General features: G+C 34.7%; 15 protein-coding genes. 6 read left to right on the top strand and 9 right to left on the bottom strand.

What is annotated here, in order from left to right; translation table 11 throughout:
* Positions 1-58 precede the first annotated feature (58 nt).
* The 4 genes from BLP44_RS03885 to BLP44_RS03870 all read right to left on the bottom strand — a co-directional run bounded on the left by BLP44_RS03885 (position 59) and on the right by BLP44_RS03870 (position 7,479).
* Positions 59-2,848 (bottom strand): TonB-dependent receptor, encoded by a 2,790-nt coding sequence (locus BLP44_RS03885; protein WP_066033299.1) that lies wholly within the window; start codon positions 2,846-2,848, stop codon positions 59-61.
* A gap of 311 nt (positions 2,849-3,159) precedes the next feature.
* Positions 3,160-5,010: a glutamine--fructose-6-phosphate transaminase (isomerizing) gene (glmS, locus tag BLP44_RS03880; protein WP_066033298.1), complete on the bottom strand. Its 1,851-nt coding sequence runs from the start codon at positions 5,008-5,010 to the stop codon at positions 3,160-3,162.
* A 9-nt stretch (positions 5,011-5,019) separates the two neighbouring features.
* Positions 5,020-6,651: a BamH family beta-barrel-assembly machinery protein gene (locus BLP44_RS03875; RefSeq protein WP_091129504.1), complete on the bottom strand. Its 1,632-nt coding sequence runs from the start codon at positions 6,649-6,651 to the stop codon at positions 5,020-5,022.
* 21 nt (positions 6,652-6,672) lie between these two features.
* The gene (locus BLP44_RS03870) at positions 6,673-7,479 is read right to left on the bottom strand and encodes a glycogen/starch synthase (RefSeq protein WP_008465476.1); all 807 of its coding nucleotides are present in this window, start codon (positions 7,477-7,479) and stop codon (positions 6,673-6,675) included.
* 77 nt (positions 7,480-7,556) lie between these two features.
* Between BLP44_RS03870 and panC the strand changes: the two genes are divergently transcribed.
* The 5 genes from panC to BLP44_RS03845 all read left to right on the top strand — a co-directional run bounded on the left by panC (position 7,557) and on the right by BLP44_RS03845 (position 13,506).
* The gene (gene panC / locus BLP44_RS03865) at positions 7,557-8,435 is read left to right on the top strand and encodes a pantoate--beta-alanine ligase (protein WP_066033296.1); all 879 of its coding nucleotides are present in this window, start codon (positions 7,557-7,559) and stop codon (positions 8,433-8,435) included.
* Positions 8,436-8,449: 14 nt separating this feature from the next.
* Complete coding sequence (gene panD, locus BLP44_RS03860; protein ID WP_008465481.1) at positions 8,450-8,800, top strand: aspartate 1-decarboxylase; 351 nt, start codon at positions 8,450-8,452, stop codon at positions 8,798-8,800.
* A gap of 205 nt (positions 8,801-9,005) precedes the next feature.
* Entirely contained in the window at positions 9,006-10,160 is a 1,155-nt protein-coding gene (locus tag BLP44_RS03855) for an alpha/beta hydrolase (protein WP_091129805.1), read from the top strand.
* Positions 10,160-11,521 carry a DNA repair protein RadA gene (radA, locus tag BLP44_RS03850; RefSeq protein ID WP_091129500.1) on the top strand — a complete coding sequence of 454 codons (1,362 nt, stop codon included), beginning with the start codon at positions 10,160-10,162 and terminating at the stop codon, positions 11,519-11,521. The genes BLP44_RS03855 and radA overlap by 1 nt, the downstream gene beginning before the upstream one ends.
* 20 nt (positions 11,522-11,541) lie before the next feature.
* Positions 11,542-13,506, top strand: coding sequence for a transglycosylase domain-containing protein (locus BLP44_RS03845; protein ID WP_091129498.1), 1,965 nt, complete (start codon positions 11,542-11,544; stop codon positions 13,504-13,506).
* A gap of 35 nt (positions 13,507-13,541) precedes the next feature.
* Here BLP44_RS03845 and BLP44_RS22905 read toward each other — a convergent pair whose 3' ends face one another.
* The 4 genes from BLP44_RS22905 to BLP44_RS03830 all read right to left on the bottom strand — a co-directional run bounded on the left by BLP44_RS22905 (position 13,542) and on the right by BLP44_RS03830 (position 16,926).
* The gene (locus tag BLP44_RS22905; protein WP_170830209.1) at positions 13,542-13,700 is read right to left on the bottom strand and encodes a hypothetical protein; all 159 of its coding nucleotides are present in this window, start codon (positions 13,698-13,700) and stop codon (positions 13,542-13,544) included.
* Positions 13,701-13,820: 120 nt separating this feature from the next.
* Positions 13,821-14,858, bottom strand: a complete 1,038-nt coding sequence (locus BLP44_RS03840) for an aldo/keto reductase (RefSeq protein WP_091129495.1) — start codon at positions 14,856-14,858, stop codon at positions 13,821-13,823.
* Between the two features lie 253 nt (positions 14,859-15,111).
* Entirely contained in the window at positions 15,112-16,056 is a 945-nt protein-coding gene (locus BLP44_RS03835; protein ID WP_008465496.1) for an OmpA/MotB family protein, read from the bottom strand.
* 108 nt (positions 16,057-16,164) lie between these two features.
* Positions 16,165-16,926, bottom strand: a complete 762-nt coding sequence (locus tag BLP44_RS03830; RefSeq protein WP_066033292.1) for an exodeoxyribonuclease III — start codon at positions 16,924-16,926, stop codon at positions 16,165-16,167.
* A gap of 118 nt (positions 16,927-17,044) precedes the next feature.
* On the opposite strand from BLP44_RS03830, the gene BLP44_RS03825 reads away from it, so the two are divergent.
* The gene (locus BLP44_RS03825) at positions 17,045-18,847 is read left to right on the top strand and encodes a GNAT family N-acyltransferase (RefSeq protein WP_008465499.1); all 1,803 of its coding nucleotides are present in this window, start codon (positions 17,045-17,047) and stop codon (positions 18,845-18,847) included.
* A 60-nt stretch (positions 18,848-18,907) separates the two neighbouring features.
* Here the strand turns inward: BLP44_RS03825 and BLP44_RS03820 are convergent, their stop codons facing one another.
* On the bottom strand, positions 18,908-19,288 hold the full coding sequence (locus BLP44_RS03820; protein ID WP_091129492.1) for a DUF805 domain-containing protein: 381 nt from the start codon (positions 19,286-19,288) through the stop codon (positions 18,908-18,910).
* Position 19,289 lies beyond the last annotated feature (1 nt).

Raw genomic sequence — 19,289 nt, 5'->3', positions numbered from 1 at the left:
TCATTTTTCAAATAGTTCCAAAGAAGAAACTATTCCAAATTCACATAAATAATTACTATTACGGATTAATTGTCCATGAAGCAAACCACATTTGACCAATCATACCTGCTCCAATAACCTGAAGATAATCTGACCCGAAAAGATTTGTTGCTCCAACCTTAATAACTGATTTCCATTTTGGAATAGCATAATTCACTTGAGCATCCAAAACTGTATTTTCAGGAATCATACCATCTCCAAAAGAAGACTCCCATAAGTACTCAGAATTCCATCTCACATTAACATTGAAACCTAAATTTTTAATCACTTTTGCATTTCCTAAAGAAGCTTTGATTCTATGTTTTGGAGTATTGAACCCAGCAACGAAATCTGGATCATCTGCCTGATTGAAGTCAAACTGAGCATAATTATAATTCACACCTACTTCAAAATCTTTATACACTTTTTTAGACAATCCAGCACCAAAACCAAAAGAAGAAATTCGAGCAGTTGTATTGGTATAAACCTGATACACTCTTCTATCACCAAAAGCAAGTGCTTGATAAGTTTGCTGTACAGCAGGATTTGCTGGATCTGTCCCTACGGTTCCATAATAAGGAGAAATAACTCTAGCCGTATTCATGAAATCATTATAAATATTATAGTAAGCATTCAAATCTACAGACAAGTCATTCTGAACCACTGTACGATATCCAGCTTCAAAAGCTTGAACTTGTTCTGGCTTTACCAAACCAATATCTGCTACTTGAAGATCTCCAGGATTAGCAGATGCTGCAAAAGCTTGAACAGAAGCTACTGTATAAGCATTATGATAAGCATTTTGCCCTGACATTCCAATCGTTGCTGGCTGTCCTGCCGCTTGTCCTGCCGCACTTACATTTACTGTTTCCTGAAAACGGTCTAAGTTCTCTGGAGCCGAACCGATTAACGCAAATGGCCCTAAATCTAAACCAATATATTGATCTTGTGTAGTTGGGTTACGAAAACCTGTTTGATAAGACAATCTGAAGTTATGATTTTTTGATGCTCCAGCAGAATACACAAATGAAATTCTTGGCGAAATATTTCCATCAAAATTCTGACTCTTATCATAACGTAAAGATCCTGTAAACTTCAATCTGTCATCTAAGAATTTTTTCTGCAATTGAGCATAAGCTCCATATTCTTTATATTCGATCGGACCATCATAATCTGTAAAAATAGTCCCTTCAGAATCCATTACATATTTTCTCCACGAACCTCCGACTTGAACTTCAGCCCATTTAATGATATCTCTAAAATTATAATTCACATCTGAGTGATATAATTTTGAATGATCAATAAACTTAGCTCCCTGTGTTAAATCTGGATTTTGTATTACAGTTGACAAAGCACTATTAAACTGCGCACTGCCTGGCTCGAATCTTGGAGAACCTGTTGGCTTTGGAATAAATGATATTTGCGCAGGCAAAACATTATAATCAGCAAAGTTTCTTGCAATCTGAGCAGACTCGTTTGCATTGGTTCCCATAACTGCACCTGCATACTGATACGCTGTAGCATAATTTGTAAACCATTCTTGATCTGATTTTGCTGCACGGTTAACATTCCAAGCCGCAAATCTCATATCATAAGAATTTCCAGCATCTTCGCTTGTAAAATATATTCTACCAAAAAAGTTTTTTCCTTTTACTTCAAACTTTCCTTGCTGCATTAAGAAATCTTTCAAAGCATATCTATTTGCTCCTTGATAAATTGTACTTCCAGTACCAATTTTATATTGAAGTATAAATTCTGTATCATCTGCCCAAGGCTTAATATGAGCGCTAAAATCAGCTTTCATACTTTGAACCTTATTGTCGGTTAAGTCTTGCTCACGATATCCTGTCCTACTAACCTGGCCTACATTTGGAATAAAAGTAGTCACCTCGTCACCATAAATATTCAAACCGTCATAATTCTGATTCATTGCATGTCCAACAGAACCTCCTGTCATACTTCTAGTGTCATTTGCAATCCACTCAGAAGCTTCCATGTAAGTGAAATTAGCTTTCATTGCAAAATGTTTCGTAAAAGCTTTTGCCGCTCTAATTCCAAAATCATTATAATCATTTGTTCCTGCAGCATCTTGGCTTGTTTGTCCATATTTGTAGTAAACACTTATTCCTTCATTTGTAAAAGGGCTTTTACTTGTCATAAACATGATTCCATTGAAAGCATTTGCACCATAAAGGGCTGAAGACGCACCAGGTAAAAGCTCCACACTAGCAACGTCAATATCTGACACTCCAATAAGATTTCCTAAAACGAAGTTCAATGCCGGAGACGAGTTATCCATTCCATCTACCAACTGCATGAAACGGGTATTGGCCACTGTAGCAAAACCACGAGTATTTATAGATTTAAAAGAAATACTACTTGTATTAAAGTTTACCTCTTTCAAATTCTCTAAACCATCATAAAAAGTTGGAGCTGTTGTATTTTTTATTTCCTGAAGTCCCATACGCTCAATTGTAACAGGAGATTCAATTACCCTTTCTGGCGTCCTTGAAGCAGAAACCACGATTTCATCCAATTTCGTTTCTTCATCTTTAAGCACCACAATCAATTTTTGATTTGCCGCTGTCACATTAATCGTTTTTGACTCAAACCCGATAGCTGAAACTTTAACAGAAAAAGGGAGTTTGGTATTTGTTGTCAATTTAAATGTCCCGTCGAAATCAGTGGACGCGCCACTATTATCACCGACCACAACAACATTGGCACCAGGAATAGATTGCTTGTTACTATCAGTAACCGAACCTGTGATTGTATTCTGCGCAAAAGATACTCCGCTGAATAACAACATAATTAGCAAATAGACTCTCATTAGGGTTAGTTTTATTGTTAGTATATATAGCCAAAATACATAAATATTTTAATATATATAAAAATATGTTAAATAAAATTGATATTTATCACACTTTTGCATAATATTTTAACTATTCACTAATTCATTTTATTAAAATAAAAACAAATAAAACCTACAGAAAAATCAGTTTACTATGCATACATATAAATTTTTATCAAAAAAACTGAAAAATTCACAAAAATACATGTCTTCAAAAAAATTTTTGACAATAAAAAAAAGCGAGACTTAAATCTCGCTTTTTTAACATATTTAATATTTTAAAATAGAATCTATTCTACTGTAACCGACTTCGCTAAGTTACGAGGCTGGTCAACATTACAACCTCTCATAACAGCTATGTAATAAGAAAGTAGTTGCAACGGAATTGTTGTAACCAATGGCGATAATGCATCTGAAGTTTCTGGAATTTCAATTACATAATCTGCCAATTCGCGAACTTGAATATCTCCTTTTGTAACTACAGCAATAATTTTACCGCTTCTTGATTTGATCTCCTGAATATTACTTACAATTTTATCGTAATGCCCTTGCTTTGGAGCAATAACAATAACAGGCATAAACTCATCAATTAAAGCAATCGGACCGTGTTTCATTTCGGCAGCCGGATAACCTTCTGCATGAATATATGAAATCTCTTTTAATTTCAAGGCACCTTCTAAAGCTACAGGAAAATTATATCCCCTACCTAAATAAAGGCAGTTTGGCGAATCTTTAAAGGCAGCAGCAATTTCTTTCGCCTTATCATTTGTTTCTAGCGCTTCAGAAACTTTATCTGGAATGATTTCCAATTCTTGAAGATACGTATGGAAATCAGTATTTGACAACGTTCCTTTTGCTTTTCCTAAACGTAAAGCAATCATCGTTAGAACTGTAATCTGAGTAGTAAATGCTTTTGTAGAAGCCACTCCAATTTCTGGTCCTGCGTGTGTATAAGCACCAGCATGACTTTCTCTAGAAATAGAAGAACCCACTACGTTGCAAACTCCAAACACAAAAGCTCCGTTTTCTTTAGCTAATTTAATAGCAGCCATAGTATCTGCAGTTTCACCAGATTGTGAAATTGCAATAACTACGTCATCTTTATTGATAATTGGATTTCTGTATCTAAACTCAGAAGCATATTCAACCTCTACAGGAATACGTGTAAATTCCTCAAAGATATATTCTGCCACTAAACCTGCATGCCATGAAGTTCCGCACGCTACGATTAGAATACGTTTTGCATTTAAGAATTTCTCCAGATTATCTTCAACCCCAGCCATCTGAACAATTCCCTCATTTGCATGCAGTCTTCCTCTGTAAGTATCTTTAATTACACTTGGCTGCTCGTAGATTTCTTTAAGCATGAAATGATCATATCCGCCTTTTTCAATCTGCTCCAAGTTCATTTGAAGTTCTTGAATATACGGATCTACTAAAGAGTCATCTTGGATTTTTCTGATTTTAATTGGCTTATGCAATCTGATATTAGCCATTTCGCCATCTTCTAAATAAACTGCATTAGAAGTATATTCAATAAATGGTGAAGCATCAGAAGCAACAAAATATTCTCCTTCTCCAACTCCAATTGCCAACGGACTTCCTAATCTTGCCGCTACAAGTTCGTTTGGATTCTTTTTATCAAAAACAGCAATTGCATACGCACCAACAACTTGGTTTAATGCAATCTGAACCGCTTTACCTAATTTAATATTTTCTTTCTTTTGAACCTCTTCTATTAAATTAACTAAAACTTCAGTATCCGTATCCGATTTAAAAGTATAACCTCTTTTGATAAGCTCCTCTTTCAAAGGTGCATAATTCTCAATAATTCCATTATGGATGATTGCCAAATCTCCAGAATTAGAAAGATGGGGATGAGAATTCACATCATTAGGAACCCCGTGAGTTGCCCAACGCGTGTGTCCAATTCCAATAGTTCCGTTTGTTGTAAAACCTTCATTGGCTTTAGCTTCAAGATCGGAAACCTTTCCTTTTGTTTTGCAAACTTTAATGCCCGACTCTTCGTCATATAGCATAACACCGGCACTGTCATATCCTCTGTACTCAAGACGCTTCAAGCCCTTAATTACAATTGGATATGCGTCTCTATGACCGATATATCCAACAATTCCACACATATATATTTATTAATTTGGTTTCGTATAGTATACTTCAAGTTTCAATCTTTTATCTTCTGGAATAGATGCTTTTCCTCCATATAAAATTGTACCCAAAGGATTTAGAAGTGATGTTCTTGGCACTGCCGCCATGATATCATTTTTATTCTTCAACGCATTAAACGCAATTGTTGTCGGGCTTTGGGAAACCACCAGTCCTAAATCAACATTTTTAGCCGTCGCATCTTTAATCAAGTTACGAATATGGCTTGTAATTCTAATTTTATAACTTTTACCTCTTTTATCAGAACCTAGACTAATTAGCCCTCCATATGCAGATACTGCATCTGTAGAATAGTCTGCCAAAATAGCATTATTTGTCAAATCATACAGATACACTCTATTTGGCTCCTCTGTACCGGCCATTTTATCAGCATCAATATAAAAAACCAAATTAGCCTCATTAACCTTCCAATACTTAACAGCAGAGTTGCTTCTAAGCTCATCTAATTGATCAGGAACTCCATTTGCCCCACTTACTGGCTCACCTTTAGAATTATAACTCAATACATCCGTCGGATTAAAAAGCCTTACAACAGCCAAAGATCCTTGACCTCCTTTTAAATAAAGCTTTTCATCCCCTTCTGTTTTGTTTACATTTGTAGTTATAGCGCTCGCAAAATCTGGATTTCGGACATCTTCAAGAAAATTGGCCGTACTACTGGTCGCTGACGAAAGGCCCTTTAAATTCAAAACAATTGTCTTTTCTTCTGTAGCATTGGCATCGTCTGTTGTAGACTCTGTTTTTGCTTTGTATTTAATTGTAACTTTACCTTCGCTAAAATTCATCAAGGCCATATTAGCAGGATTTGATCCAGATCTTTCAACATTAAAATACAAACCTCTAAAATACTCCTGAAAAACATCCTCTGCAGAAAGTTTCGTGGTAGCCGCGTTTAATATCTTACTTTGGAAAAAATCCTTATTAAGCTGTAGCGTCATTTGAGGTTTTTTCCTTTCAGTTGTTTCTTTTTTAGTATCAGGATCAATTGTTTTTATAACAATTTCTTTTGCATCAAAAAAGAACTCATCATTTTGCAAGATATCTCCATCGTTTAATCTTGCTCCTACTTTTTTATTATTAAATTCAGCATTTTGATCTGTATAATAAAACTGCGGCAATTGACTGCCTCCACTGAAGTAACTAGTTCTCATCTGGATTCCAGACTCGTAAACGCTTAACTTCAACTTTCCATTTTTATCTCCATAAATAGAATCTAGTTCATATGTACTATTCCCTTCGTTATCTGTAGCCGTTACATGACTGTAATACGGAATTTCAAGTACAGCACTTTCAATTACAGGAGACTCTCCAATTGTTGGAGAATAAGAAACAAGACCAACCTGGGTTACGAAATTAGCAGTTGTAGTTCCAAAAAGTGGATTATCAAAAATACCAAGAGCATTTGGCGTCATACTATTCGACTGAATAGGAGTAACTTCTTGATTAAAAGCTAAAACATCATATTTTTCGGATTCAAGTCCAAAGTGATCATCTCCAACCAAACCATCACCAATCGCATTAAAATCTTTGTCGCAAGAATATAGAAAAACAGCCATTACAGCCAAAAGAGATTTCTTAAAAAAAGAAGTTTTATACATGTCTAATAATAAAATTAAAATTTAAAGTCCAAATGTTCTGTAGAAATTTGTATAAGCGTCAGCAAATCCATCTTTCCCGGCGAAAGGTAAAAAAGGTTTTCCTGAAGATTCTATAAATTTTGTTAAACTTGGAGAAACATTTTCTGATGCAATAATTACACCGTCAGAATGTAAGATGCTAGCTTTTAAAACATTCTCGTAATTTGGAGTTTCTAAATCTGATACAGCTTCATGAGGAACACCGTCAAATTTAACTTTATTGATCATTTCTAAATCTAAATTTTCATCAAACGATTGTCCGTAAACAGAAGTGATGATTTTAGTTTCAGAAAACAATGCTTCATGTTTATAATAATGCTTCATATAAATTGGCAGCATTGCTGCTAGCCAGCCATGAACATGTATAATATCTGGAACCCAGTTCAATTTTTTAACCGTCTCTACAACACCTTTTGCAAAGAAAATAGCTCTTTCGTCATTATCAGGGTACAAAGCACCTTCTTCGTCAGTAAAAGTAGCTTTGCGTTTGAAATATTCATCATTATCAATAAAATAGACCTGGATTCTTTCTTTTGGAATCGATGCTACTTTAATAATCAATGGCATGTCTAAGTCATTCACTACCAAATTCATCCCTGAAAGTCTAATCACTTCATGCAATTGGTGTCTTCTCTCATTGATATTCCCATATCTTGGCATGAAAATTCTTATCTGACCGCCTTGGTCATTAATCATTTTCGGAACGTCATAAGACATTAAAGAAACCTCATTTTCAGCCAAATAAGGCACGACTTCAGATGATACGTATAATATCCTCTTATCTTTCATAATAGTATTTTACTTAATTTTGGTAATAAAAACGTCGCAAAATTACAAAATTTTATGCAGTTTATAACTAATATATTATGTTTGCACTAAATTTTAATAATACCTCAATGCATATTTTCTACAGTAAAGCAGCGTTGATAGCCTATCTTAAAACTATCAAAACCGCAAATTCAACTATCGGATTTGTACCAACAATGGGCGCTTTACACCAAGGACATTTGGCTTTAATGCAACGTTCGCTAAAAGAAAACGACGACACAGTAGTGAGCATTTTTGTCAATCCAACACAGTTTAACAACCCGGAAGATTTAGCAAAATATCCTAGGACACTAGAAGAAGATGTTAAGAAAATGCGTACATTAAGTGACAAAATCATTTTATACGCTCCTTCTGTTGATGATATTTATGAAGGAAATACCGTTTCGCAGACTTTCGATTTTGACGGATTAGAAAACCAGATGGAAGGAAAATTCAGACCTGGTCATTTTAATGGGGTTGGAACAATCGTGAAAAGACTTTTTGAAATTGTAACCCCAACAAATGCTTATTTTGGAGAAAAAGATTTTCAGCAACTTCAAATTGTTAAAAAATTAGTCGAAAAAACAGGATTACCGGTAAACATTGTGGGATGTCCTATTTTTAGAGAAGAAAATGAGCTAGCAATGAGTTCACGTAATGAACGTTTAACATCTCAGGAAAGAAAAGACGCTTCAATTATCTACAAAACCTTGACTGAAGCAAAAGAGATTTTTCAAAATAATAGCCCGCAAGAAACAATCGAATTTGTGGAAAATTCTTTCAAAGGCAACAAAGAGTTTGAACTGGAATATTTTGTTATTGCTGACGAATCTACACTTTTACCTATCAATCAAAAAGAGAATGACAAAAAATATCGCGCATTTATAGCGGTATTTGTTAATTCTATAAGACTGATAGACACCATTTCATTAAATTAATCTAACTTTGCATCATGCAAATTCAAGTTATAAAATCAAAAATTCATCGTGTTAAAGTAACTGGAGCCGATTTAAATTATATTGGCAGCATTACTATTGATGAAACATTACTAGAAGCTTCAAATATTATTGAAGGCGAAAAAGTATCTATTGTTAACATTAATAATGGCGAACGTTTTGAAACTTACGCTATTAAGGGTGAGAAAAATTCAGGCGAAATCACTTTGAATGGTCCAGCTGCAAGAAAAGTTCAGAAAGATGACATCATCATTATCATTTCTTACGCAACATTGGACTTTGAAGAAGCGAAAACCTTCAAACCGTGGATTATTTTCCCTAATGAAAATGACAATTCTTTAACCTAAACCAATTCTTTCTTTTTAAGAATTTACTTTCTTTGTCAAAAGCTATTTTTGCACAAAGTATTCTTCTTTTGTCTCAATCCAAAAAAGATTCTGACGCTAAAACACTGTGCTTCAATTTTTACCCCATTTAAGAAAGAAGCAAATAAAATAGTATATTGCTACACTATTTTCCAATACTTTTTAATTTACTGAAATGCCACAAATCATGAAAAAAGTTTACCTACTGACACTTTTGATTTCGTTCTCGTCGTTTGCCCAAAAAACGTTCGATAATATTAAATCAGAAAAACTGGGAGAAGAACGTAGAATTACGATTGGACTTCCTGCTTCTTATGAAGCAAACAAAGACAAAAAATATCCTGTTCTTTATTTATTGGATGGAGATTACTTATTTGATCCATTTTCTGGAGCCGTAAGTTATGGAACTTATTGGGATGATATTCCAGAAATGATTATCATCGGAATTCATCAAAACAAAGATGAAGAACGCTACGATGACACAACAATTGATCAAAATGAAGGTCTTCCTTTTGAAAAAGGAGCAAAATTTTTCGAATTCATTGGAGCAGAATTAATTCCATACATTGAAAAAAAATACCGCACCTCACCTTTCAGACTAATTGCTGGTCATGATGTAACGGCAAGTTTTGCTAATTTTTATTTGTACAAAGAAATTCCGCTTTTTAATGCCTACATCTGTCTAAGCCCAGAACTTGCCCCAAAAATGGAAGTGCGTATTGCTGAGAAGTTTGCTAAAATAAAAAGCCCAATTTTCTATTACCTTTCTGCTGGAGAAGGTGATATTAAGAAAATTAAAGAACCGATAGATAAATTAAACAGCAATATTAAAATTGCCAATAATCCGTTAGTGAATTATAAATACGATGTATTCAAAGGTGCAACACATTATACAGAAGTTTTGCATTCTATACCAAGTGCATTGTACCAGATTTTTGAAGTATACAGACCTATAAATTCTGCCGAATACAACGACAAAATTGCAGTTCTTCAAACAGGTTATGCAGAATATTTAGAAAAAAAATATGCAACAATGTCTGAAGTTTTAGGAGTTCAAATTCCAGTTCGAATGAGCGATTTCAAAGTAATGGAAAATCTTATTTTAAAGAGAAACGCTTATGATGAATTGGGAAAAATGGCTGAAATTGGAAATGTAAATTATCCAAAAGCCATGTTGGGAGAATATGAATTAGGTTTGATGTACGAAAAAATGGGTGATCCTAAACATGCTTCAAAAAAATACCAAAACGCTTCGCAAATGGAGCCAATTGGTGATTTGAACAAAGACTTGATGTATGAGAAAATTGACGAAATGAATACACTTGCTAAAAAAAGTAAATAATGTCAAAAGTTAAAACTTCCTTTTTCTGCCAAAACTGCGGAACCCAATATGCCAAATGGCAAGGGCAATGCAACGCGTGCAAAGAATGGAATACGATTGCCGAAGAAATTATCCAGAAACAGGATAAAGTAGCTTGGAAAAGCGAGCCTACTCCAACAAGCAAAGCACCAAAGCCTTTAAAAATTAACGAAATTGATTCCACACAGGAAGTCCGCATGGACACAACCGACAGCGAATTGAATCGTGTTTTGGGTGGCGGACTTGTTCCTGGATCTTTAACACTTTTAGGTGGTGAACCCGGCATCGGAAAAAGTACACTTTTGCTTCAAGTTTCGTTAAAACTACCTTATAAGACATTATACGTTTCTGGAGAAGAAAGCCAGAAACAGATAAAAATGCGTGCAGAAAGAATTACGCCAAACAGCGACAACTGCTATATTCTTACTGAAACCAAAACGCAAAACATCTTCAAACAGATTGAAACCATTGAGCCTGAAGTAGTCATTATCGACTCGATTCAGACCTTACATACCGATTATATCGAATCTACAGCGGGAAGCATTTCCCAGATTCGCGAAACCACGGCAGAGTTGATCAAATTTGCTAAAGAAAGCAACATTCCAGTAATTTTAATTGGCCATATTACCAAAGACGGAAATATCGCAGGGCCAAAAATTTTAGAACATATGGTTGACACCGTTCTTCAATTTGAAGGAGATAGAAATCATATCTATAGAATTTTGCGTTCGCTTAAAAACCGTTTTGGTTCAACTTCCGAACTTGGTATTTATGAAATGCTGGGAAGCGGTTTACGCGAAGTAAGCAATCCTTCTGAAATTCTGATTTCCCATAAAGACGAAGAACTTTCGGGAACTGCAATTGCAACAACTCTAGAAGGCATGCGGCCGTTGATGATTGAAATACAATCTTTGGTTAGCACCGCAGTTTACGGAACTCCTCAGCGAAGCACAACAGGTTACAATGCCAAAAGGCTAAACATGATTTTGGCTGTTTTAGAAAAAAGAGCTGGATTCCGTTTAGGCGCAAAAGATGTTTTCCTGAATGTTACCGGAGGAATTTCTGTTGATGATCCTGCAATTGACTTGGCCGTTGTTGCCGCAATTTTATCTTCTAACGAAGACATTCCGGTTGGAAAAGGTTTCTGCTTTGCTGGCGAAGTTGGTTTATCCGGTGAAATCCGTCCTGTAAATCGTGTGGATCAGCGTATTCAGGAAGCTGAAAAATTAGGTTTCGATACTATCTTTGTTTCTAAATATAATAAAATAGCTTTAAAGAATACGGGAATTAAAATTGAACTTGTTGCAAAAATTGAAGATGTTGCCAGCATTCTTTTTGGCTGATTTCAAATACCTTTCCTTCTATGAATTTTCCAAAACAAAAAATATACAAGGCATTAAAAATACTAGGAATAGTAATTTTAGTGCTTTGCATTGGACTGTATTATTTTCGTAATTCACTTTTAAAACAGGCCATTGCAAAAGTTACCCACAAAATGGCTGTTCAATACAACAGTAATTTTTCTGTAGAATCAGCTTCTTTTGATGGTTTATCGACCATAAAATTGACAGATGTTGTTCTGGCTCCAATAAATGCTGATACTCTTGTCAAAATAAAAAATGTCGAAACCAGCATCAGTTTAAGCAATTTATTAATTGGAGATGTTCAGGTTGGGACTTTAAAAGTCGACAATGGCTATATTCAATTAGTAAAAAAAGGCAAAAAAAGAAACTTTGATGCTTTCTTAAAAAGAGACCGCGAAGAAACAGAATCTAACGAAAAACGCAAATATGCTTCGTTTGCTTATAGAATCATTTCTAAAGTCTTAAACTTGGTTCCAACTGATATGGATTTGAAAAACTTCAAATTCAAAATCGATGACAACGGAAAACAAACCAATATTGATGTAGATAAACTAGTTTTAAGCAATAAACAACTCGAAACCAATCTTCATGTTCAAGCAAAAGATTTTGACCAGCGCTGGAACATTAAAGGATTTGCCGATCCAAGAAATAAAAAAGCCGATATTCGATTTTTCAATTTAGATACTGGAGCCATCCGGGTTCCATATCTTGATGAAAGATACAATCTTAAAGCAAGTTTTGATTCTATTCGATTGAATGTTCAAAATATTGATAAAAGCGGCAGCGAACTCCATATTGACGGCTATACTTCGATTACCAATCTTAAAATCAATCATCCGAAAATTGCGAGCAAAGATGTGGTGATAAAAAATGCCCGTTTTGATTATCGATTCTTATTGGGCGATAGCTTCATTTCTATTGACAGCAGTTCGACAATGCAACTGAATAAGATCAAAGTTCGTCCTTACGTTTCGTATGATACTGAAAAAGACACCATTTATACTTTGAAAGTAAACATTCCGAAAATGAAAGCGCAAGATTTCATCGTTTCCCTTCCTGACGGATTATTTACTCATTTTCAGGGAATGCAGGCAACTGGAAATTTTGATTACAAATTGGATTTCAAATTCAACAAAAACAAACCAAACACACTTGTTTTTGACAGTAAGCTAAACAAAGAAGATTTACGAATCACGAAATATGGCGAAGCCGATTTAAATAAACTAAACGGTGAATTTGTATATCGTGCGATTATTCAGAATGTATTACAAAGACCTGTTTTGGTCGGAAATGCGAATCCGAATTACACGCCTTTGGATCAGATTTCTCCTTATTTGAGAAAATGTGTTTTGACAACGGAAGATCCTTCTTTCTTCTCACATCGCGGATTCATTAACGAAGCTTTCAAACAGTCGATTCTAAAAAACATTAGAACGAAGAAATTCTCTCGTGGAGCCAGCACGATTAGTATGCAGTTGATTAAAAATGTTTTCTTGACTAGAGAAAAAACGCTTTCGCGAAAGCTTGAAGAAATTCTTTTGGTTTATATTTTGGAAAACAACCGAATTGTAAGCAAGGAAAGAATGCTGGAAGTATATTTCAATATTATTGAATGGGGACCAAATGTGTACGGAATTGGAGAAGCGAGTCATTTCTATTTCCAAAAAAGCCCAGCTGACTTAAATGTGGATGAATGTTTGTATTTGGCAACGATTATTCCGAAACCAAGAAAATTCATGTATCAATTTAATGATGAAGGAAACTTAAAAGATTACGCCATTAAAAACCAGAAATTCTTGAAGAATTTGATGTTTAGAAGGGGACTTTTAGTTCCTGAAGATACCATTGGGATTTTACCTGTTTACATTTCTGGAAATGCTCGTTCGTTAATCAAAATAAAAGTTCCAGATTCGACAGCAATCAAAGCAGATTCTTTGGCTGTCGATGATGAATTTGATTTGTAATTTTCTGCCACTAAGGCACTAAGGCGCAAAGTTTTTTAAGCCTGTGAAATTTGCTCGCAAAGCCGCAGAGTCGCTAAGTTTAATCTATTAAATTCAATAGCGTACAGCTTTAGCTGGATGAAAATATAACGCAAATCAAAGGGCTTTAGCCAAACTTTATCAGTTTGGCTAAAGCCCTTTTCTATTTCAATCATATTCCCCTGCTTAAGCTAGGGGCTATTCAAAAAACTTTGGGACTCTGCGACTTTGCGAGATTAAAAAACCTTAGCGCCTTAGCGCCTTCGTGGCAAAAAATCACCTTTGCACAAAAAACTTTAAGGCGCAGGATCAGGAATTATAGCCTGAACCGCATCAATTTCTGCTAAGATTTGCTTAGAAAGCGTAACATCAATTGTATCGATATTTTCTTTTAATTGTTCTAAAGTTGTAGCTCCGATAATAGCGCTTGTCAAAAATGGCTGTTGCAATACAAAGCCCATTGCCAATTGCGTTAACGTTAAACCATGTTTTTTCGCGATTTCCTGATACAATTTAGTCGCTTCAGTACATTGGTCGCTATTGTAACGTTTGTATTGCGGAAAGAGGTTAATTCTCGCTTTCGGGTGACTTTCTCCAGTCAAGAATTTTCCAGTCAAAACTCCAAAAGCTAGAGGCGAATATCCTAACAATCCAACATTTTCATATTTTGAAACTTCTGCCGAATTCACTTCAAATAAACGATTCAATAAAGAATATGGATTCTGAACGGTTTTAATTCTTGGCAAATTGTTGTATTTGCTTTCTTCTAGAAGACGCATCATTCCCCAAGCATTTTCATTAGAAACTCCAATGTGTTTGATTTTACCTTCTTTGATTAATACGTCAAAAGTTTCCAAAATTCCTCTGAAATTATCTTCCCAAACATCATCGTGTCCGTGAAAAGCGCGTGTTCCAAAATTATTCGTTTTTCTTTCTGGCCAGTGCATTTGGTACAAATCGATGTAATCCGTTTGAAGTCTTTTTAAACTGTTTTCAACCGCATATTTAATGCTTGCTGGCGAAAAATCCAGTTTCTCGCGCATATATCCAAAATTCGGATTTGGTCCAGCAATTTTAGAAGCCAAAATCACTTTATCGCGATTTCCAGATTTTTTAAACCAAGTTCCAATAATTTTTTCAGTGCTTCCGTAAGTTGCTTCACTCGCTGGAACCGAATACATTTCGGCTGTGTCAAAGAAATTAACCCCTCTTTCAAGAGCATAATCCATTTGTTCGTGTCCTTCAGCTTCTGTGTTTTGCTGCCCGAAAGTCATCGTTCCAAGGCATATTTTACTAACTTTTATATCGGTGTTGGTTAATGTAGTGTATTTCATTTTTTTTTTAAAGATACTGAGTTGCTAAGATTCTAAGTTTTTTTCTTTATAATTATTAGCTTCAAAGATACAACAGGATTTTTCAAATGAGAATTTCACAATAGTTAAAAAAAGAATAAGAATCTTTTTAAAGATACTAGTGTAATAAGTTGCTAAGATTCTAAGTTTTCTTATTACCAATAAAAAAGGATTCAAGTAAAACTTGAATCCTTTTTTGAATCTTAGGCCCTTAGTATCTCAGAACCTTAGCAACTTAATTAATACTATTAAGCATCTCCGCAATCTCATCTAATCTTGGAGTCAAGATAATTTCGATTCTTCGGTTTTTAGCTTTTCCTTCTGGAGTTGCGTTGCTTGCTAGTGGAGAAAACTCGCTACGTCCTGCTGCAGTTAATTTTTGTTTATTGATTTTAGGATTCTCGCTTAAAATCGCAACGATTGCAGTTGCTCTTTTTGTCGATAAATCCCAGTTATTTGCAATTGGTCCAGAACCAGCGTACGGATCATCGTCTGTATGTCCTTCAATCAAAACAGAAAGATCTGGATTATCACCTAAAACTTTTCCAAGTTCTACAACTGCTTTTCTACCTTCGGCGCCAACAGCCCAGCTTCCTGAATTGAAAAGCAATTTGTTTTCCATAGAAACATATACTTTTCCATTTTTATGTTCCACTGTCAAACCTTTACCTTCAAAACCAGTTAAAGCTTTAGATAAAGTTTCTTTCAGTTTACGCATTGCTTCTTCTTTTGCTGCAATCATATCTTCAAGTTCTTTCAAACGATTAGCCGTTTTATCCAAACGAGCTTGCTCATCTGCAAGAGCTTTTCCTTTTGCTTCCAACTGCGCTAATAATTCACGGTTTTTAGCCATGTTTTTCTCTAATGCATCATTGCTGTTTTTTTCCAATGCATTATAAGAATCCTGAAGCACTTTATATTTCTTTTGCTCGGCAGCAAGATCAGCTTTTTGTTTTGCCAAATCATCATTAGCATTTGCTAAATCTTTAGTCAATTTATCACGATCGGTTTCTAACTGATTCTTTGCTTTCTTTAAACTTTCGTTTTCATCAGCAATAGAACGGTTTTCTTTTTTCAAATCAGAATATTTGGTTTCAAGATCATTGTAAATTTTCTTAGAAACACATGAAGTTGTGGACAAGGCTAATGCTAGTAATCCGATGGAGGCTTTTTTAATCATCTCTTTAATTGGTTTTTATTTTGGGCGTTTAATAATTTTTAAATTTCAAAATTCAATGCCAATTGCAATTTTAAAACTTAAACTTTTCAGCAAGAACAATACCAAAAATTAATCTATCTCAACTAAAATCGGGCAATGATCTGAATGCATAGCATCTGGAAGTATAACAGCTCTTTTTAACCTGTGCTCTAAAACATTGCTTACCAAATTATAATCAATACGCCAACCTTTGTTATTTCCTCTTGCTCCAGCACGGTAACTCCACCAAGAATAATGATGCGGTTCTTTGTTGAAATGACGGAAACTATCTATAAAGCCAGACTTCATGAAGGCATCCAACCAAGCGCGTTCTGCAGGAAGAAATCCTGAAACCGTTTTATTGCGAACCGGATCATGAATGTCTATCGCTTCGTGACAGATGTTATAATCTCCGCAGATAATCAGATTGGGAACCGTAAGTTTTAATTCATTAATATAATTTTGAAAATCATCCATAAACATAAATTTATGATCTAGCCTTTCAATGTTTGTTCCAGACGGAAGATATAAACTCATTACCGAAACATCATCAAAATCTGCACGAAGATTTCTTCCCTCAAAATCCATGTGATGAATTCCTGTTCCGTAAACAATATTATTCGGTTTTGTTTTAGAAAGAATTGCTACTCCGCTGTACCCTTTTTTGGTTGCAGGATAGTAATATTGAAACGGATAACCTGCTGCAGTAATATCATCTACCGGAATTTGATCCTGTGTAGCTTTTATTTCCTGAAGACATATTACGTCAGGATTTGCTTGTTGTAGCCATTCGATAAAGCCTTTGTTTATTGCCGCTCTAATTCCGTTTACATTATAAGAAATAATTTTCATCAGTGATTTTTTTAGGATTCCAAATGTAATAAAAAAGTGCAAAGTTTATCTTGGAAACAATGAAAAGTAGACTTTTTTGTTATCTTTGTTCGCTGTTCTAATAAATTAAAAGTAGTACATGGGTTTAGTTACCGCGAAAGAAGTTGCAAAGGCAATAAATGTTGAAAAGTACGGAGTTTTCGGTACCTTTTCTGGCTGGATTCTTATGAAGGTTCTTAAGATCTCGACCCTTAATAAAATTTACGATCGTAATAAACATTTGGAAGACCTTGACTTTTTGAATGGAATTTTGGACGAAATGGAAATTAAGTTCGAAATCCCTGAAGAAGATTTAAAACGTCTGCCAAAAGATGGTGCGTATATAACCATTTCAAATCATCCGCTTGGAGGAATTGATGGAATTTTGCTTTTGAAATTAATGCTTGAAAGAGAGCCAAATTTCAAAATCATTGCCAATTTCTTATTACATAGAATTGTTCCGATGAAAAAATACATTATGCCGGTTAATCCTTTTGAAAATCATAAGGATGCAAAATCGAGTGTAATTGGTATCAAAGAAACATTACGTCATTTGAGCGACGGAAAACCTTTAGGAATTTTTCCTGCGGGTGAAGTTTCAACTTACAAAGATGGCAAATTAGTAGTGGACAAACCTTGGGAAGAAGGTGCTATTAAACTAATCAGAAAAGCCAAAGTTCCGGTCGTTCCTATTTACTTTCATGCCAAAAACAGTAAATTATTCTACTGGCTTTCCAAAATTGATGATACTTTACGTACTGCAAAATTACCTTCTGAACTTTTAACACAAAAAGACCGCGTTATTAAAGTGCGTATTGGAAAACCGATTTCTGTAAGTGAGCAAAATGAAATTGAATCTTTTGAAGAATACTCAGAATTCTTAAGAAAGAAAACCTATATGCTGGCTAATCCGTTTGAGAAAGACACTAAACTGATTGACACCGCGAGCCTTAAAATACCTAAAGCGCCTAAAAAAATTGTTACGCCTGCAAGCGAATCAAAATTGATTGATGAAGTTCAGGCATTACGTGATAGTGACAGCAGGTTTTTACAAAGCAAAAATTATGAAGTTTTCTTTGCAAGCGCAAAGGAAATTCCGAATATTTTACACGAAATTGGACGTTTACGCGAAATTACTTTCCGTGAAGTTGGTGAAGGAACAAACGAATCTATTGACATAGACGAATACGACCAATATTATCACCATATGTTTTTATGGGATGATGAAACCAAAAAAATCGCTGGCGCCTATCGTATGGGATTAGGTTCTGAAATCTATCCAAAATACGGAATTGAAGGTTTTTATCTGACAGACCTTTTCAGATTTGAACCAGAATTGCATGATATGATGCACAAATCGATCGAAATGGGTCGTGCGTTTATCGTAAAAGAATATCAGCAAAAACCAATGCCTTTATTCTTGCTATGGAAAGGTATTATCCATACTACTTTGCGTCATCCTGAACACAAATATTTGGTTGGCGGAGTAAGTATCAGTAATCAGTTTTCAGATTTCTCTAAATCATTGATGATTGAGTTTATGAAATCAAATTATTACGATCCGTATATTGCGCAATACATTCACCCTAAAAAAGCGTACAAAGTAAAACTGAAAGACGCTGACAAAGATTTTATCTTCGATGAAGCAGAATCCGACTTGAATAAGTTTGATAAAATCATTGATGAATTGGAACCAGGAAACTTACGTCTGCCTGTTTTAATTAAGAAATACATCAAACAAAATGCACGTGTGGTAGCTTTCAACGTTGATCCATTATTCAATAATGCAATTGATGGTTTAATGTACATTAGGATTGCAGATATTCCAGAAAGCACAATGAAACCTGTAATTGAAGAGTTTCAAATCGAATTAGAAAAGAAATTATCTGAAAAAGAAGATTAATAAAACTTAAAAAGCCGTTTCAAAAAATTGAAACGGCTTTTTTTATTCAAACGAGAAAAATTATTCTTTCCCCATTTCATTGATTTCTTCTAATTGATTCTTAGGGTCTGCACCGTATTGATTTGGGCCTTTTTCACCTTCTGTGCAAGCTAAAATTAAGTTGTAAATTGGAATAAGTATATACCATCCGCTTTTTGCGACATCATGCATTCTTCTAACGGCAACAGCTAATGATGGAATTAAAACTAACAAATTATATACTAAACTTAATATACCAGTCTTTCCTGGACCAAAAGTTAAACCAGCAACACCATCAATCACACCTAAAGCTATATATATAATAGCGTTCACTAGGGTAAACATCCAATATTCTTGTCTTCTAGCTCTTCCGCTAAAATTTGCGTAGTTCTCAAAAACTACCTTTTTGTACATTTCTAACATA

It is taken from the genome of Flavobacterium anhuiense (genome assembly GCF_900101855.1).
Taxonomy (GTDB): domain Bacteria; phylum Bacteroidota; class Bacteroidia; order Flavobacteriales; family Flavobacteriaceae; genus Flavobacterium; species Flavobacterium anhuiense.
Note: the sequence above shows the minus strand (reverse complement) of the source record. Positions and strands in the feature narration are given on the sequence as shown.

Excerpts from the sequence above, each read along its gene's own strand:
- BLP44_RS22905 (WP_170830209.1), bottom strand. The coding sequence starts at position 13,700 with ATGATTGAAATAGAAAAGGGCTTTAGCCAAACTGATAAAGTTTGGCTA.
- BLP44_RS03835 (WP_008465496.1), bottom strand. The coding sequence starts at position 16,056 with ATGATTAAAAAAGCCTCCATCGGATTACTAGCATTAGCCTTGTCCACA.
- BLP44_RS03870 (WP_008465476.1), bottom strand. The coding sequence starts at position 7,479 with ATGAAAGATAAGAGGATATTATACGTATCATCTGAAGTCGTGCCTTAT.
- radA (WP_091129500.1), top strand. The coding sequence starts at position 10,160 with ATGTCAAAAGTTAAAACTTCCTTTTTCTGCCAAAACTGCGGAACCCAA.
- BLP44_RS03820 (WP_091129492.1), bottom strand. The coding sequence starts at position 19,288 with ATGTTAGAAATGTACAAAAAGGTAGTTTTTGAGAACTACGCAAATTTT.
- panC (WP_066033296.1), top strand. The coding sequence starts at position 7,557 with ATGTTTGCACTAAATTTTAATAATACCTCAATGCATATTTTCTACAGT.
- glmS (WP_066033298.1), bottom strand. The coding sequence starts at position 5,010 with ATGTGTGGAATTGTTGGATATATCGGTCATAGAGACGCATATCCAATT.
- BLP44_RS03840 (WP_091129495.1), bottom strand. The coding sequence starts at position 14,858 with ATGAAATACACTACATTAACCAACACCGATATAAAAGTTAGTAAAATA.
- BLP44_RS03855 (WP_091129805.1), top strand. The coding sequence starts at position 9,006 with ATGAAAAAAGTTTACCTACTGACACTTTTGATTTCGTTCTCGTCGTTT.
- BLP44_RS03830 (WP_066033292.1), bottom strand. The coding sequence starts at position 16,926 with ATGAAAATTATTTCTTATAATGTAAACGGAATTAGAGCGGCAATAAAC.
- panD (WP_008465481.1), top strand. The coding sequence starts at position 8,450 with ATGCAAATTCAAGTTATAAAATCAAAAATTCATCGTGTTAAAGTAACT.
- BLP44_RS03885 (WP_066033299.1), bottom strand. The coding sequence starts at position 2,848 with ATGAGAGTCTATTTGCTAATTATGTTGTTATTCAGCGGAGTATCTTTT.
- BLP44_RS03875 (WP_091129504.1), bottom strand. The coding sequence starts at position 6,651 with ATGTATAAAACTTCTTTTTTTAAGAAATCTCTTTTGGCTGTAATGGCT.
- BLP44_RS03825 (WP_008465499.1), top strand. The coding sequence starts at position 17,045 with ATGGGTTTAGTTACCGCGAAAGAAGTTGCAAAGGCAATAAATGTTGAA.
- BLP44_RS03845 (WP_091129498.1), top strand. The coding sequence starts at position 11,542 with ATGAATTTTCCAAAACAAAAAATATACAAGGCATTAAAAATACTAGGA.